This is a genomic window from Pseudomonas sp. REB1044, assembly GCF_038813925.1.
In the GTDB taxonomy this organism is placed as follows: domain Bacteria; phylum Pseudomonadota; class Gammaproteobacteria; order Pseudomonadales; family Pseudomonadaceae; genus Aquipseudomonas; species Aquipseudomonas boreofloridensis.
The window spans coordinates 4555497-4567388 of sequence record NZ_CP046139.1 but is presented as its reverse complement, the minus strand read 5'-3'; the positions used below and the strand labels follow the sequence as shown (position 1 = coordinate 4567388).

Here is an 11892-nt window from a genome sequence, read left to right as displayed (position 1 = left end):
CATGGCCTGGCTGATCTGCGCGTTGTGCCTGCTGATCGCCGCCGCGCTGCTGGGCCTGCAGGCCAGCCGTCAATTGCGGGCGCGCCATCGGGTAGGCCGCCGCCTGCAGGGGCGACTGGGGCGCGAGCAGCGCCTGGGCGATCTGCTTCACGCCCTGGGCAGCAGTGGCCTTGGTCAGCGCCTGCAACGCCTGGATGGCGAAAGCCAAGGGTTGCTCGACCGCATCGGCTGGCGCCGCAGTCGCCAGCGTGCACTGTTCGCGGCCGCGCAGTTGGGCCTGCCGTTGCTGGCACTGGGGCTGGCCTTGCTACTGCAGCACGCGCTGCTGGGTGAGCAGACCCCGCACTGGCCGGTGCTGCCGCTGTGTGCATTGGTGCTGGGCTATCTGCTGCCCAAGCGGGTGCTGGCGTGGGCCGCTGCACGGCGGCAGCGCCGCATCGCCGAGGAGGTCAGCCAGATGATTGCGCTGCTGCGCATCCTCTTCGAGACCGGCTTGGCCGTGGAGCAGGCGCTGCGTGTGCTCAGCGTAGAGGGACGCGGCCTGCTTCCGGAACTCAGCGAGGAACTGCGGCAGTTGTTGCAACGGGTGGATTCCGGCATGGCGCTGGGCGCGGAACTGGACAAAAGCGCGCGACTGCTGGCGGTGGACGAGTTCAGCGATACCTGTGTGATTCTCCAGCAACTTCTGGTGCAGGGCAGTGGCGCGATGAAGTCGTTGCAGGCGCTCAAGACCTTGCTCGACGACAGGCACCTGACGGGCTTGCAGGAGCGGGTGTCGAAGATGTCGGCAAAAATGTCGGCGGTGATGATGCTGTTCCTGTTCCCGGCCTTGCTGATCGTGCTGGCCGGGCCGGGTTTTTCCGCGTTGGCGCGGGCTTTGGGAAGCTAGCTTTGTTTGAAAAGTCTTGAGACGAAGGTCAGGCAAGGCGAAAACCGCCGAGGAACGGTCGGAGTCGCGCTCGACTTTACGAGTTGTAAATGAGCATTCCGACCGGGCTGGCGATCCAGGCGGTTTTCAACGCAGCATCACCGAGTATCAAGGCTTTTCAGACGAAGCTTAGGGAGAGGCGATGAAAGCGATGCTGGTGTGGAGTTGCCTGGTGCTGCTGGGCGGGTGCGCGGCGCAACCGTCGCCAGGACTGGGCACGTTGTTCGGCGCTGGCGCATGCGCCAAACCTGACGCTGACCAGCAACTGGCGCTGAACTTGGCCGACGAGATGCTCAACGAAGGACGGCCCCACGCCGGCCTGGCGCACCTGGAGCAGTTGCCCGAGCGCCTCGATCCGGTTCGCCTGCGCAGGGCGCAGGTCTCGCGGCTGCTCGGGCGCAGCGAGGCCGAGCCCTTGTACCGCAGTCTGCTCGGCGGCTGTCTGGCCGCCCAGGGCGAGCACGGCCTGGGGCAGTTGGCGGCGGCCCGTGGCGATGACCTGCTGGCCTTGCAGCATTTGCAGCGCGCCGTGCGCCTGGCGCCGACCGATGAGCGGGTGCGCAACGACCTGGGCGTGGTGCTGATGAACCTGGGACGCTTCGAGCCGGCGCGCTTCGAACTGCTCACCGCCCTCGAACTGCAAGACGACCAGCGCCTGCCGGCGATCAACCTGGTGACGCTGGCGCTGGTGCAGGACGACTGGCAGCAAGCCAGCGACCTGGTGAGTCGTCTGCGCCTGGGGCCGGAGCAGTTTGCCGAGGCCCAGGCCAGGGCACGGCAGGTCAAGTCGAGCGGGCGCGGTTCGCTTGCCGCGGCCAAGACCGCGGCTGACGTGGTCAACTGAGCGGTCGAGGAGGCGGGATGATCAGATACCTTGTGCTGCTCATCGGCAGTGTCGGTCTGGGCGTGGCGCTGGCACAGGAACGGCCGCCAGCACCTGCCACCGAGACCGCCGCCGAAGCCTGGCTGCGCGTCCAGGCCAGTGGTACGCAGGCTTCACCGCGCGGCCAGGCGCAGACCGCGCAGGAGCGCGAGCGCGCCCTGCAGCGTTGGTTGGACAGCTACAAGCACCCCATTCCTCAGTACCTGCGCCGGCCCAGTGCGAAGACGGCGGACAACTGATGACGCCGGCTAATGGGCGGTGAAGCGCTGGTGCAACGGTGAGGCACTGGGCGCCAGGGCCAGCGCCAGTTGCGTACGGTTGTGCAGCCGGGTCAGACGCAGCACCTGCGACACGTAGAGTTTCACCGTGTTTTCGGTGATCCCCAGCTCGCAGGCGATCTGGTAATTGGTCTTGCCCTGGCTGACCAACAGGGCCACCTCCAACTGGCGCGGTGACAGCTTCTCGAACAGCGGCGGCAACTCGCCCGGCGCGTCCTCGACATCGTCGGCACGCCGGTGGGCACCCTGGCCACGGGCCTTTTCCAGATCCTGGTACAGCGTGTCGATGGACTCGGCGAGTTCTTGCAGGCGCTGGTTGAGATTGCCCAACTGCTGGACGTTGCTGCGCCGCTCCAGCAAGGCCTGTTCCCCGCGTCGCAGGCCCTCGAGCAATTCGGCCATGTCCATGGGTTTCTGGTAGTAGTCGGAGAAGCCCTCGCGCAGGGCGCGGATCACATCCTGCTTGTCGGCGTGGCCGGTCAGCATGATCGCTTCGAATGTCCGCTGCTCGCCTGCAATGAGTTTGAGTGCTCGGACCAGCTCCACACCGTCCTGATCGGGCATGTGCAGGTCACACACCACGAGGCCAATGGCTTCATCGGCCGCGTAGCGCTCAAGGGCTTGGGCGGTGGAGTTCGCTGGCACGCATCCATAGCCTGCGCTCTCGAAGTACTCGCACAACTCCTCGACGATCATCGGTTGATCGTCGACCACCAACACTTTCACTTCACTTGCGCCTTTGTTCACGTTCAACTCCCTGTTGGTACGGATACCGCTCCGTGGCCATACCGGCCGACAACACGCGTGATGCCTTGCAGACACGCCAATTTTCGCGCCGCAGGAGTTTGGACCGCACGGTCATTTATTGGATCCATACAGATGTCAGGAGAAAGCCCGCCAGCACATAGGGCGCGAAGGGTTGCTTGTCACCCATTTGTTCGGCCAGGTGCTGCAGGCGCTTTTTCACCTTGGGATTGGCCAGCGTCCACAACCGGCGACGGCAGATCAACCACACCAGGACGCTGACCCCAGCGCCGATGAAGGTGCCGAGCACGTACTGCTGGCTGGTGGCCAGGGCCAGGGCACCGAGCAACTTGACGTCGGCGGCACCGAAGCGGCCGAGCCAGTAGCCGGGCAAGGTCAGCAGCATCACGATCGCCAACGCCCAGCCGGCATCGCTGGCTTCTGCGCCGATCCAGCTCTGCCCGGTCACGAACAGCCACACCAGTGCACACGCGGCCACACCCAGGGTCAGGCTGTTGGAGATCTGTCGTTGGCGAACATCTTGTTCGGTGCACAAGGCAAGCCACATCAGAAGAACAATGCTGTGCATTTGGCAAATGGCCATCCATCTTCGTTGAACGGGTTCTATGCTGTCATTCAGGAATCATAGTCAGGGTAGACGCGATCATGCAGGCAAGCCCGGCACGACGGCAAAAAGGCGCGGCAGCCATCGAATTTGTCGCAGTCTTCCTGCTGTTCTTCGCAGTGTTCTACGGCTTGGTCAGCTATGCGCTGCCGATGCTGATGCTGCAGTCGTTTCATCACGCCAGCAGTGAGGCGGTGCGTCGCTGCGTGGCCTTGGACCCGGCCAGCAGCAGCCATGCGGCCGACGTGCAGACCCTGGCGCGCCAGGTGGTGGCCCGGCAGTTGAGCTGGATGCCCGCAGCGCTGGATTTCCAGCCGGCCAGCGATGTGCGGGTGACCTTGAGTGCCGACAAGGTGCTGACCGTGGTCATCGACTACCCGAAGCGCAAACTGACCCGCGTGCTGCCCTTGCTGGTGCTGCCGATGATCGGCGAGGTGCCGCGCTTGCCCCAGCGTCTGCACGCCGAAGCGAGCGTGCAACTGTGAGCGGCGCTTTCGAACGTTGGCTGGGCGGCGGCCAGCCGCTGGCGGGCGCGAGCGTACCGGCGGTCGGCCTGCAATTCTGGCTGGACGAGCAGGGTGGCGTGCAGCACCTGGGCGGCCCGTTGCGCGCACAGTTGTCGCCTGTGGCGCAACGCGCGGTTCGGGTGCAGGACGCGCTGTTGCCGCACAGCGCAGTGGTGCTCGAGGGCGCGCCTCAGGACTGGCAAGGCCAGCCATTGGATCTGGATTTCCCGACCGTGCAGGGGGCGCCGTTGCGCACCCGTGGTTGGCTGCAACGCCAGGGCGCAGGCTGGTTGCTGCAGCTGTTCGATATCGGTGATCTGCTGGGTGCGCAGCAGCATCAGGCCGTGCGCGATGACGTCCAGCGGCTGGCCGTCAAGATCGGCCGTGCTGTACGCGAATGCACGGGCGAGCGTCTGCTGCCGGTGATTGCCCAGCAGTTGCAGCGCCTGGCCGAGCACTGGCAGGCCCGCGCGGTGCAGGTGTGGTGCCATGAGCAGGGCGATTGGCACAGCCACGCCGCGAGCGATCACCACTGGCCCTGGGCAGCGCAAGCGCAGGTGCGGCCTTGGCTGCATGTCTTGGCGCAACAGGGCGATCTCGATGACCGCGCGCTGGCTGAACTTCAGATGCTGTGTGGCGGCCTGCCGCTGCGAGTGCTGCCTTACCGAGAAGGCGGACAGGTCCAGGCCTGCCTGCTGTGCGTGGCGGCCGAGGCGCCGTTCGCCCAGGCGGCCAGCGAGGCGCTGGTGCAGGCACTGCTCGACCCGTTCCTGGCGCGCTGGCGCCAGCAGCAAATGCAGCGCAGCACCGACCATTTGCACGACTTGCAGCGTCAACTCGGGGCCGGTGGCTGGCGCTGGTCGCCGGACGGACTGCTAGAGCTGGAAGCGGCCTTGGCCGAACGTCTTGGCCTGCCATGCGCCGTCAGCATCGAGCACTGGCTGGAGCAACTGCATCCGGCGGACCGCGAAGCGGCGCGGCTGGCGTTGCAGCAGGTGCGCGAGGGGCAGGCGCTGAGCCTGGACCTGCGCTTGTCCCAGGCCGACGCCCAGGGCGATACCCGCTGGCTGCACTGGGTCGGCGCGCTGCATGGCGGCCAAGTGCGCGGCGTAGTGCTCGACATCAGCGCGCTGAAGGCCCAGGAGCAGCAAGCCGGTGCTGCTCGCGCGCGCCTGGAAAACCTCATCGCCAGTTCGCCCGCCGTGATCTACGTGCAACGCTACGACGAAGGTGCGCTGCACAGCGCGTTCTTCAGCGCCAGCCTGGAGCCGCTGCTTGGCTGGCGCAGCGACGGCGAGCAGGTACGCCAGCCGGGGCTGGCGGTGCATCCGCACGACCGAGAGCAGTGGCTGGAGCGCACCCGTACGCTGCTGCGCGAAGGGCAGGTGCGCTGCCGCTATCGCCTGCGCGATCAGCTTGGCGGCTATCACTGGATCCTGGACGAGGCGCGCCTGCTGCGCGACGACCTCGGGCAGCCACTGGAAGTGGTGGGCTTGTGGCTGGACGTCAGCGACGCCACCGAGGCCGCCGAGCGCGTGCGCCAGAGCGAGGAGCGCTACCGGGTGCTGGTCGATGACTCGCCGGCGATGATCTGCCGCTACCGGCCCGATCTGCAGGTGCTGTTCGGCAACCGGCCGTTGGCCGACTACCTGGAGTGCGCGCCGGACCAGCTCGCTGGGATGAACCTGGGCCGGTGGTTGTCCGACGGCGATCGCGAGGCGTTCGTGCAGCGCTTGGCCAGCCTGACCCCGGAGCAGCCGCTGAGCAGCGCTGAAATCTGCCTGCAACTGCCTGGGCGCGAGCAGGCCTGGTGGGTGTGGGCCGACCGAGGACTGTTCGATGCGCAGGGTCGCTTGCTCGAGGTGCAGGCGGTCGGACGCGACAACACCCAGGTGCGGCGCAGTCAGCGGCAGTTGTTGCAAGGCGCCAAGATGGCCACGCTGGGCGAGCTGGCTACCGGGCTGGTGCACGAGATCAACCAACCGTTGAACGTGATACGCATGGCCGTGACCAACAGCCTCAAGCGCCTGCACAGCGGCATGGTGGATGTGCCCTACCTGAGCGAAAAACTGCAGCGTATCGAGACCCAGGTCGAGCGTACGGTGCGGCTGGTGGAGCACATGCGCGTGTATGGCCGGCGCTCCGAGCTGGAGCGCCAGGCGTTCGTCGCCTGGCGGGCGGTGGACGGGGCCTTGGCGCTGCTGGGCGAAGGGTTGCGCGGCAAGGGCGTGAAGGTGCAGGTCGAGCCGCCCGCGTCGGCGTTGCAGGTGCTGGGGCACCCGGATCAGTTGGAACAGGTGCTGATCAACCTGATGGTCAATGCCCGCGATGCGTTGCTCGAACGTCGAACGCCGGCACCGTGCATTCGGCTTGCGCAGCAGCGGGTGGACGGGTGTGTGTGCCTGCTGGTCGAGGACAACGCCGGCGGCATCGACCCGCGTCTGTTGGGGCGGATCTTCGAGCCGTTCTTCACCACCAAGCCGGCGGGGGTCGGCACCGGCCTGGGGCTGTCGGTGAGCCACGGCATCATCGAAGCCATGGGCGGCACGCTGGAGGTCGCAAATGCCGAGCACGGGGCGTGCTTTCGCGTGGTGTTGCCCCTCTACAGCACCAGTTGAGCGCGGCCGCTGGAGCAACTGAGGTTGGCACCCACTTCGGCGCCCACCAGATCGACGCCGAGCACTTTGAGCAGCGCATTGACCAGTGGGTCGAGCAATGGGCCGAGCAGGCCTCTGATCAAGGGTTCGACAATGGCCTTGACGCCGCCGAGCACGCTGGCCGCCCCGGCCAGCAGCTCGCCAAGGCCGCTGTTGCCGGTGGGCTTATAGGCCTGCAGTTGGATGCCCTGCAGGGTGTCGGCCAGGCTGCTCACCACGCGGTCGTTGGCGTTTTGCAGCATCAGGTAGGCCGGCGGCTGACCGATGTTCGGCGGCAGGCTGTCCGGCGCCTGGAACACCAGCGTGCGCGCCTGCGCGCCGCTGCCGAGCACGGTGCTGTCGACCCGCAGGCCGATACCGCCACCGACGAAGGGCACCCGCGGCTCGCACTCACCCAAAGGCAGCAGCAGCAGCCGTGTACAGCGCTTGCTGCCGATGTCGATCAGCGCCAGTGCCTTGATCGCAGTGGTGCCTTGGCTGAAGAACGCATCGGCTGAGGCGAATTGGCCGACCGCGATTTTCACGGCCGAGGTCTGGCTGCGGGTGGACAGGCGCTTGGGAAAACAGCTGAAGGCGTTCACGGCAGTGGGCGCGAAGCGGGTGCTGGCCTCGGCGACCTCCAGGCCGATGTCCAGGTGCAGCGTGCCGGGCACCAGTTTGATGTCGCTGACGGTGCAGGGAATGCCAATCAGGCACAGCACCGATTGCACGGTGCTGACCAGGTTGAGGCTGAGCAGATTGTTGACCACGTTGGTCAGCGGCGCGGCCAGGTCGAGCACGGCGTTGACCAGGCCGAACACGCCGTCGAGCACGGGCAGGTTGAGCGAGATCATCGCCCTGACCTGGGCCGTGTGCACCTGCAAGGTGTCGCGGCGAGGATCGCCGACCGCCGAGATCTGCTGCGGCTCGATCACGTTCAGGCGGACCCGGCCGTTGACCAGGCCCAGCACGTCGAGTGGCAGGTCGACGTTCACCGCCCGTTCGCGCGCCGCCAGTTGGATCACCCCTTGCACCAGTTGCAGCAGTTGCACGTTGGCGTCCAGCCCGGCCTGGGTCGTGCCGTTCTGGATGTCGAGGATATCGCCCAGGCGCAGCAAGGTGCTGTCGCCGCTGGCCAGGGCGACCTTGCCCAGGTTGCTGGCCACCTCCAGCGCGGCGCCGCCGCGTTGCAGCACCTTGACGGCGGCCTGCAACAGTTGCGTGGCGCTGGCGTTGGCATTGAGCAACTGCTGGTAGTCGCCGACCTTCACGCCCAGGTCCAGCGCCAGTTGGTCGAGGTAGCCGAGCAGCTTGATGTCGGTGTTGGCCAGGCCCCGCCAGCCGGCAAGCTCTAGTTGTGTGCCGCCACCCAGGGCGCCCAGCAGGCCGTTGAGCAGTGCCGACTGCCGGGAGTCGACCGTGGCCAGGGTGGTGCGCAGGCTGAGCATGGCCTGGGGCGGGGAGGGCGCCGCCGCCACGGCCTGGGCGCGCAGGGTGGTAGTCGGCGGCAGGCGATTGCCCTGCAGCAGCGCGTGCACGCCTCCTGCGACGCTGCTGGCGACGGTGCGCGACACCTCCACGCGGATGGCGTCGTGGCGGTTGTCGTCACGGGTGAAGCGGCGCAGGTGGTCGTCAGCGCTCAGGACGTAGCCGCAGGTGGCCTGTAACGGGCCATCGGGCGCATGGCCGTTGCGGCTGGCGGCCTTGCGCGCGATGGCGCTGGCCGAGGGACCGCTGCCGGTGCACACGGCGAACTGCCCGGCGGCTTCGAGCGCCGCCATATCGGCGATGCGCTGCAACTTGCGTTGCTCCAGGTAGAGACGACCGCTGTCGACGACCAGCAACAGCATCAGCAGGGCCAGACCCAGGGTGATGACGGCCATCAGGCCGATCGCGCCGCGTTGGCGCGCAGCGGAAGTGGACAGCACGGGCACTCCTTTGCAGGCGGCGCGCCTTGCTTGGCGTGTGCGGTCCAGTGAGTGTAGTCAGGGTGATGGCGTCTTGCCGTATGAGCAGGCGAGCGGCGAGCCGGTTGGCCTTGGGGCGCGCGTGCGCCCTCGGGCCTGGAACCCCGACGCCGGGTCAGCGCGGTGGGTAGTTGCCCATGACTTGCGCCACGGTTTTCTGGATCGCCGCGTTGCGTTCCTGCGGGCTGGGCGGGTAGCTGTTCATCACCTGTTCGGCACTGCCGCGCCACACCAGCTTGCCGTCGCGCCCGTCGAGCAGGTCGACCTGGATGGTCGCCACCTTGTAGTCGACGCTGCGGGTTTCGTTGTACATCGGTCCGCCCCAATAGCCTCCCCAATAGCCGCCCCAGCCGCCGCCATAATTGGTGGTGACCTGCTGCTGGCGGTCTTCGACGATCAGGTACGCGCGCACCTTCACGTCCGCTCGCGCGTTGCCCTGCACGGGCCGCAGGCCACGCTGGTCGAGCTGGTCGGCCACGGCCTGGCGAATGCGCTGTTCGGTCAGGTCGCTCTTGATCCTGGGGTCATCCGGGCGATATTGCAGCGCCGGCTCCTGCCAGGCCCAACTGCGGTAGGCCGCGAAGTCGCGGCTGACATCGAAATCCTGGGTGACGTTGTTGCTCGTGCAGGCCGCGACCAGCAGCGCGAATGACAGCACGACGAGAAGGCGCAGCATGATGAGACTCCTGCAATCGGTTAACGGGGAGGATAGCCGCTGAGGGCCTTGCGCACGGCCTCGCGCAGGGCGTCTTCACGTTCGCGGGGCGAGCCCTGGTCGCTGCCGCTTTCAGCGCTGGCGCTCCACACCGCCTGGCCGTTGCGGGCATCGAACAGGTCGATGCGCACCACCATCACGTCCACTTGGTAAGTGCGCACGATCGGCACGCTGCCGTAGGCGCCATAGCCGTTGCGGTAGCCGCCATAGCCGACGCCGCCGTAGGGGCCGTAAGGGTAGGGGTCGTAATCATAGTCGCGGACCTGGCGCAGGCGCTTTTCCAGACGCACGTTGGCACTGACCAGCAGGTCGCCGGGGCCGCCGCGAGCCGGACGCAGGCCGTGCTGGTCGAGCACGCCGCTGATGGCGCCGGCCAGTTGCGCAGGATCGGCGTTGGCCATGCCGCTGGGCAACTGGCCGTTGCGCCAGCTCCAACTCTGGTAGCGGCCGTAGTCGCGCGGCGCCGCCGGGTAGGCGCTGGCGTCGAAGGTGTTGGCTGCCTGGGGGGGTGCCGGCGGCATGGGCAGCGAGCTGGCGACATACGGATTACTGCCCTGGCAACCGACAAGGGCCAGGGTCAGCAGGGCCAGACACAACGGACGGTACGGCATGTGTTCCTCCCGACAGGCGGGGTCAGCGTGGGCGACAGGTCAAGTGCAGGTAACGGCCAAGGCCGGCGAAGCTCGGATGACGACGGTGGGCCAGTTCCATTTCCAACAGGTCGAGCAGCTCGGCCTTGTCCTGGAACTCCTTGGGCATGTAGTCGTGGAACACCCGGATGCCACTTTCGCTTTCGACCTGCCACAACGGTTCGAGTTGCGCCCGCAACTCACGGGGATCGACGGGCATCTGCGGCGTCAGGCTCTGCTTTTCGCCGGCCAGGCGGTCGCTGCGCAGCTTGCGGAAGTGCCCCTTGAGCAGGTTGCGGTAGACCAGCGCATCGCGGTTGTAGAAGGCCAGCGACAACCAGCCGCCGGGCGCGGTCAACTGGTGCAGTACAGGCAGGATACTGTGGGGCTCTGCCAGCCATTCGAGCACCGCATGGCACAGCACCACGTCGAACGGCTCGGTGAGTTGGCCGAGCAGGTCCTGCCAGGGCGCCTGGATGAACGTGGCACGCTGGCCCGCCTCGGCGAAGCGCTCACGGGCGCCGTCGAGCATCGGCGCAGCGGGCTCGGCGAGGGTCAACTGGTGCCCGCGTTGGGCCAGCCACAATGCCATGTGCCCGAGGCCGGCGCCGACATCGAGGATGCGCAGCGGGCGGTCGGGCAAGCGCTCGGCCAGGTCGGCCTGCAACACCGCCAGGCGAATGGCGCCCTTGGCGCCGCCATAGATCTTCTCGGCGAAACGGCTGGCCAGCTCATCGAAATGACGGTCGTTCATGGGGCGAAGCGCCGTTCGCTGTCGGCGAGCTTGGCCCGCACCACCGCGTCCATGTCCAGCCCCAGTTCGCTGCACAGCAACAGCAGGTACAGCACCACGTCGCCGACCTCCTGGCCGGCATGGGCGAGCTGCTCGGGGGACAGTTGGCGCGATTGCGCTTCGCTCAGCCACTGGAAGATTTCCACCAGCTCGGCCATCTCCACGCTGGCGGCCATGGCCAGGTTCTTCGGGCTGTGGAAGCCGCGCCAGTCGTTGTCGTCGCGGATCCGGTGCAGACGCTCGGTCAGTTCTTGCAGATTCATCGGGGACTCTCCTTCTGGCGCATAGCTTCGGACGCGCCAGGAAGCAAAGCAAGTGAATTGCGAGCGCGCTACAGCGCTCGCCAGGCCCCGGTCATGTGCAGCAGTTCGCCGTGGCCGTGCAGCGCCAGCCGTCCGTCTGGCGCCGCCTGGCTGGCGCTCAGGGACACTTGCGAAGGCAAGCGCACCGGCTTGTGGAAGTCCACGGCGAGTCCGTAGCCGGCCACCGGCAGATGCCCGCGCAGGGCGGCCAGGGCCATGGCCTTGCTCCACATGCCGTGGGCGATCGCCTTGGGGAAACCGAACAGCCGGGCGCTGGCAGCGCTCAGGTGGATGGGGTTGTAGTCGCCGCAGACCTTGGCATAGCGCCGGCCGATGTCGCGGTCGGCGTACCAGCGCGTGACGTCCGTCAAGCCCGCCAGCGATGGCTCGCCCGCCGGCTCGTGCGCCACGCCGTCGAGCTTCAGGCCCTTGACCAGCATGCGGCTGGTCTCGCGCCAGAGCACGCCCAGGCCATCGTGGGCCTCGGTGATCAGGTCGAAGGTGCCGCCCTTGGCATGGGCCTGCAGGTTGTCGGCGTGTACCGCGAAACGCAGGCCTTCGAGACCGCCCAGGGGGCGCAGCACTTCGATGTCGTTGTGCAGGTGCACCAGCCCCAGCAGCGGAAACGGAAAGTCTGCGGCGGTGAGCAGTTGCAATTGCAGGGTGAAGGCCATGACATGCGGGTAAGTGGCCGGTAAACGGCGGTCATCGCTGAAATGGCACAGCCGCCGATAGGCCTGAAGGTTGGGCGGGTCGATGCGCAGAAAACAGCGCAGGCCGCGTTCGGGCAGGCGCGTGCCCGTGATCTTGCGCTTGCCCAGTGCCCTCAGATAGAGGCGGCTGCGAGCCTCGGGGCTGTGCAGGTCGAGCCAGGATCGCTTCATGT

Annotated in this window: 13 protein-coding genes; 5 read left to right on the top strand and 8 right to left on the bottom strand. The window is 67.2% G+C overall.

Annotation, left to right across the window (positions count from 1 at the left end):
• Window position 1: 1 nt before the first annotated feature.
• From GKC70_RS20795 to GKC70_RS20785, 3 genes are all read left to right on the top strand, one after another.
• A complete protein-coding gene (locus GKC70_RS20795) occupies window positions 2-889 on the top strand; it encodes a type II secretion system F family protein (protein ID WP_342649782.1) in 888 nt (295 codons plus the stop codon).
• A gap of 181 nt (window positions 890-1070) precedes the next feature.
• Window positions 1071-1772 carry a tetratricopeptide repeat protein gene (locus tag GKC70_RS20790; protein ID WP_342649781.1) on the top strand — a complete coding sequence of 234 codons (702 nt, stop codon included), beginning with the start codon at window positions 1071-1073 and terminating at the stop codon, window positions 1770-1772.
• A 17-nt stretch (window positions 1773-1789) separates the two neighbouring features.
• Window positions 1790-2050 carry a DUF3613 domain-containing protein gene (locus GKC70_RS20785; RefSeq protein ID WP_342649780.1) on the top strand — a complete coding sequence of 87 codons (261 nt, stop codon included), beginning with the start codon at window positions 1790-1792 and terminating at the stop codon, window positions 2048-2050.
• Between the two features lie 9 nt (window positions 2051-2059).
• Here the strand turns inward: GKC70_RS20785 and GKC70_RS20780 are convergent, their stop codons facing one another.
• On the bottom strand, window positions 2060-2836 hold the full coding sequence (locus GKC70_RS20780; RefSeq protein ID WP_029613645.1) for a response regulator transcription factor: 777 nt from the start codon (window positions 2834-2836) through the stop codon (window positions 2060-2062).
• Between the two features lie 115 nt (window positions 2837-2951).
• Window positions 2952-3422 carry an A24 family peptidase gene (locus GKC70_RS20775; RefSeq protein ID WP_342649779.1) on the bottom strand — a complete coding sequence of 157 codons (471 nt, stop codon included), beginning with the start codon at window positions 3420-3422 and terminating at the stop codon, window positions 2952-2954.
• A gap of 77 nt (window positions 3423-3499) precedes the next feature.
• Here GKC70_RS20775 and GKC70_RS20770 point away from each other — a divergent pair, with 77 nt between their 5' ends.
• Complete coding sequence (locus GKC70_RS20770; protein ID WP_295481639.1) at window positions 3500-3943, top strand: TadE/TadG family type IV pilus assembly protein; 444 nt, start codon at window positions 3500-3502, stop codon at window positions 3941-3943.
• Complete coding sequence (locus GKC70_RS20765; RefSeq protein WP_342649778.1) at window positions 3940-6582, top strand: ATP-binding protein; 2643 nt, start codon at window positions 3940-3942, stop codon at window positions 6580-6582. Before GKC70_RS20770 ends, GKC70_RS20765 begins: the two co-directional genes overlap by 4 nt.
• On the opposite strand, the gene GKC70_RS20760 is transcribed toward GKC70_RS20765, so the two are convergent.
• From GKC70_RS20760 to GKC70_RS20735, 6 genes are all read right to left on the bottom strand, one after another.
• The gene (locus GKC70_RS20760) at window positions 6567-8528 is read right to left on the bottom strand and encodes a pilus assembly protein TadG-related protein (protein ID WP_342649777.1); all 1962 of its coding nucleotides are present in this window, start codon (window positions 8526-8528) and stop codon (window positions 6567-6569) included. The genes GKC70_RS20765 and GKC70_RS20760 overlap by 16 nt on opposite strands.
• A gap of 154 nt (window positions 8529-8682) precedes the next feature.
• Complete coding sequence (locus GKC70_RS20755) at window positions 8683-9243, bottom strand: DUF4136 domain-containing protein (protein ID WP_342649776.1); 561 nt, start codon at window positions 9241-9243, stop codon at window positions 8683-8685.
• A gap of 20 nt (window positions 9244-9263) precedes the next feature.
• On the bottom strand, window positions 9264-9893 hold the full coding sequence (locus GKC70_RS20750) for a DUF4136 domain-containing protein (RefSeq protein WP_342649775.1): 630 nt from the start codon (window positions 9891-9893) through the stop codon (window positions 9264-9266).
• Between the two features lie 22 nt (window positions 9894-9915).
• A complete protein-coding gene (locus GKC70_RS20745; RefSeq protein WP_342649774.1) occupies window positions 9916-10665 on the bottom strand; it encodes a methyltransferase domain-containing protein in 750 nt (249 codons plus the stop codon).
• Entirely contained in the window at window positions 10662-10967 is a 306-nt protein-coding gene (locus tag GKC70_RS20740) for a MazG-like family protein (RefSeq protein ID WP_029615135.1), read from the bottom strand. Before GKC70_RS20740 ends, GKC70_RS20745 begins: the two co-directional genes overlap by 4 nt.
• A gap of 68 nt (window positions 10968-11035) precedes the next feature.
• Window positions 11036-11890, bottom strand: coding sequence for a MaoC/PaaZ C-terminal domain-containing protein (locus tag GKC70_RS20735; RefSeq protein WP_342649773.1), 855 nt, complete (start codon window positions 11888-11890; stop codon window positions 11036-11038).
• Between the last annotated feature and the right edge of the window lie 2 nt (window positions 11891-11892).

Excerpts from the sequence above, each read along its gene's own strand:
- GKC70_RS20795 (WP_342649782.1), top strand. The coding sequence starts at position 2 with ATGGCCTGGCTGATCTGCGCGTTGTGCCTGCTGATCGCCGCCGCGCTG.
- GKC70_RS20790 (WP_342649781.1), top strand. The coding sequence starts at position 1,071 with ATGAAAGCGATGCTGGTGTGGAGTTGCCTGGTGCTGCTGGGCGGGTGC.
- GKC70_RS20785 (WP_342649780.1), top strand. The coding sequence starts at position 1,790 with ATGATCAGATACCTTGTGCTGCTCATCGGCAGTGTCGGTCTGGGCGTG.
- GKC70_RS20775 (WP_342649779.1), bottom strand. The coding sequence starts at position 3,422 with ATGCACAGCATTGTTCTTCTGATGTGGCTTGCCTTGTGCACCGAACAA.
- GKC70_RS20770 (WP_295481639.1), top strand. The coding sequence starts at position 3,500 with ATGCAGGCAAGCCCGGCACGACGGCAAAAAGGCGCGGCAGCCATCGAA.
- GKC70_RS20755 (WP_342649776.1), bottom strand. The coding sequence starts at position 9,243 with ATGCTGCGCCTTCTCGTCGTGCTGTCATTCGCGCTGCTGGTCGCGGCC.
- GKC70_RS20750 (WP_342649775.1), bottom strand. The coding sequence starts at position 9,893 with ATGCCGTACCGTCCGTTGTGTCTGGCCCTGCTGACCCTGGCCCTTGTC.
- GKC70_RS20745 (WP_342649774.1), bottom strand. The coding sequence starts at position 10,665 with ATGAACGACCGTCATTTCGATGAGCTGGCCAGCCGTTTCGCCGAGAAG.
- GKC70_RS20740 (WP_029615135.1), bottom strand. The coding sequence starts at position 10,967 with ATGAATCTGCAAGAACTGACCGAGCGTCTGCACCGGATCCGCGACGAC.
- GKC70_RS20735 (WP_342649773.1), bottom strand. The coding sequence starts at position 11,890 with ATGAAGCGATCCTGGCTCGACCTGCACAGCCCCGAGGCTCGCAGCCGC.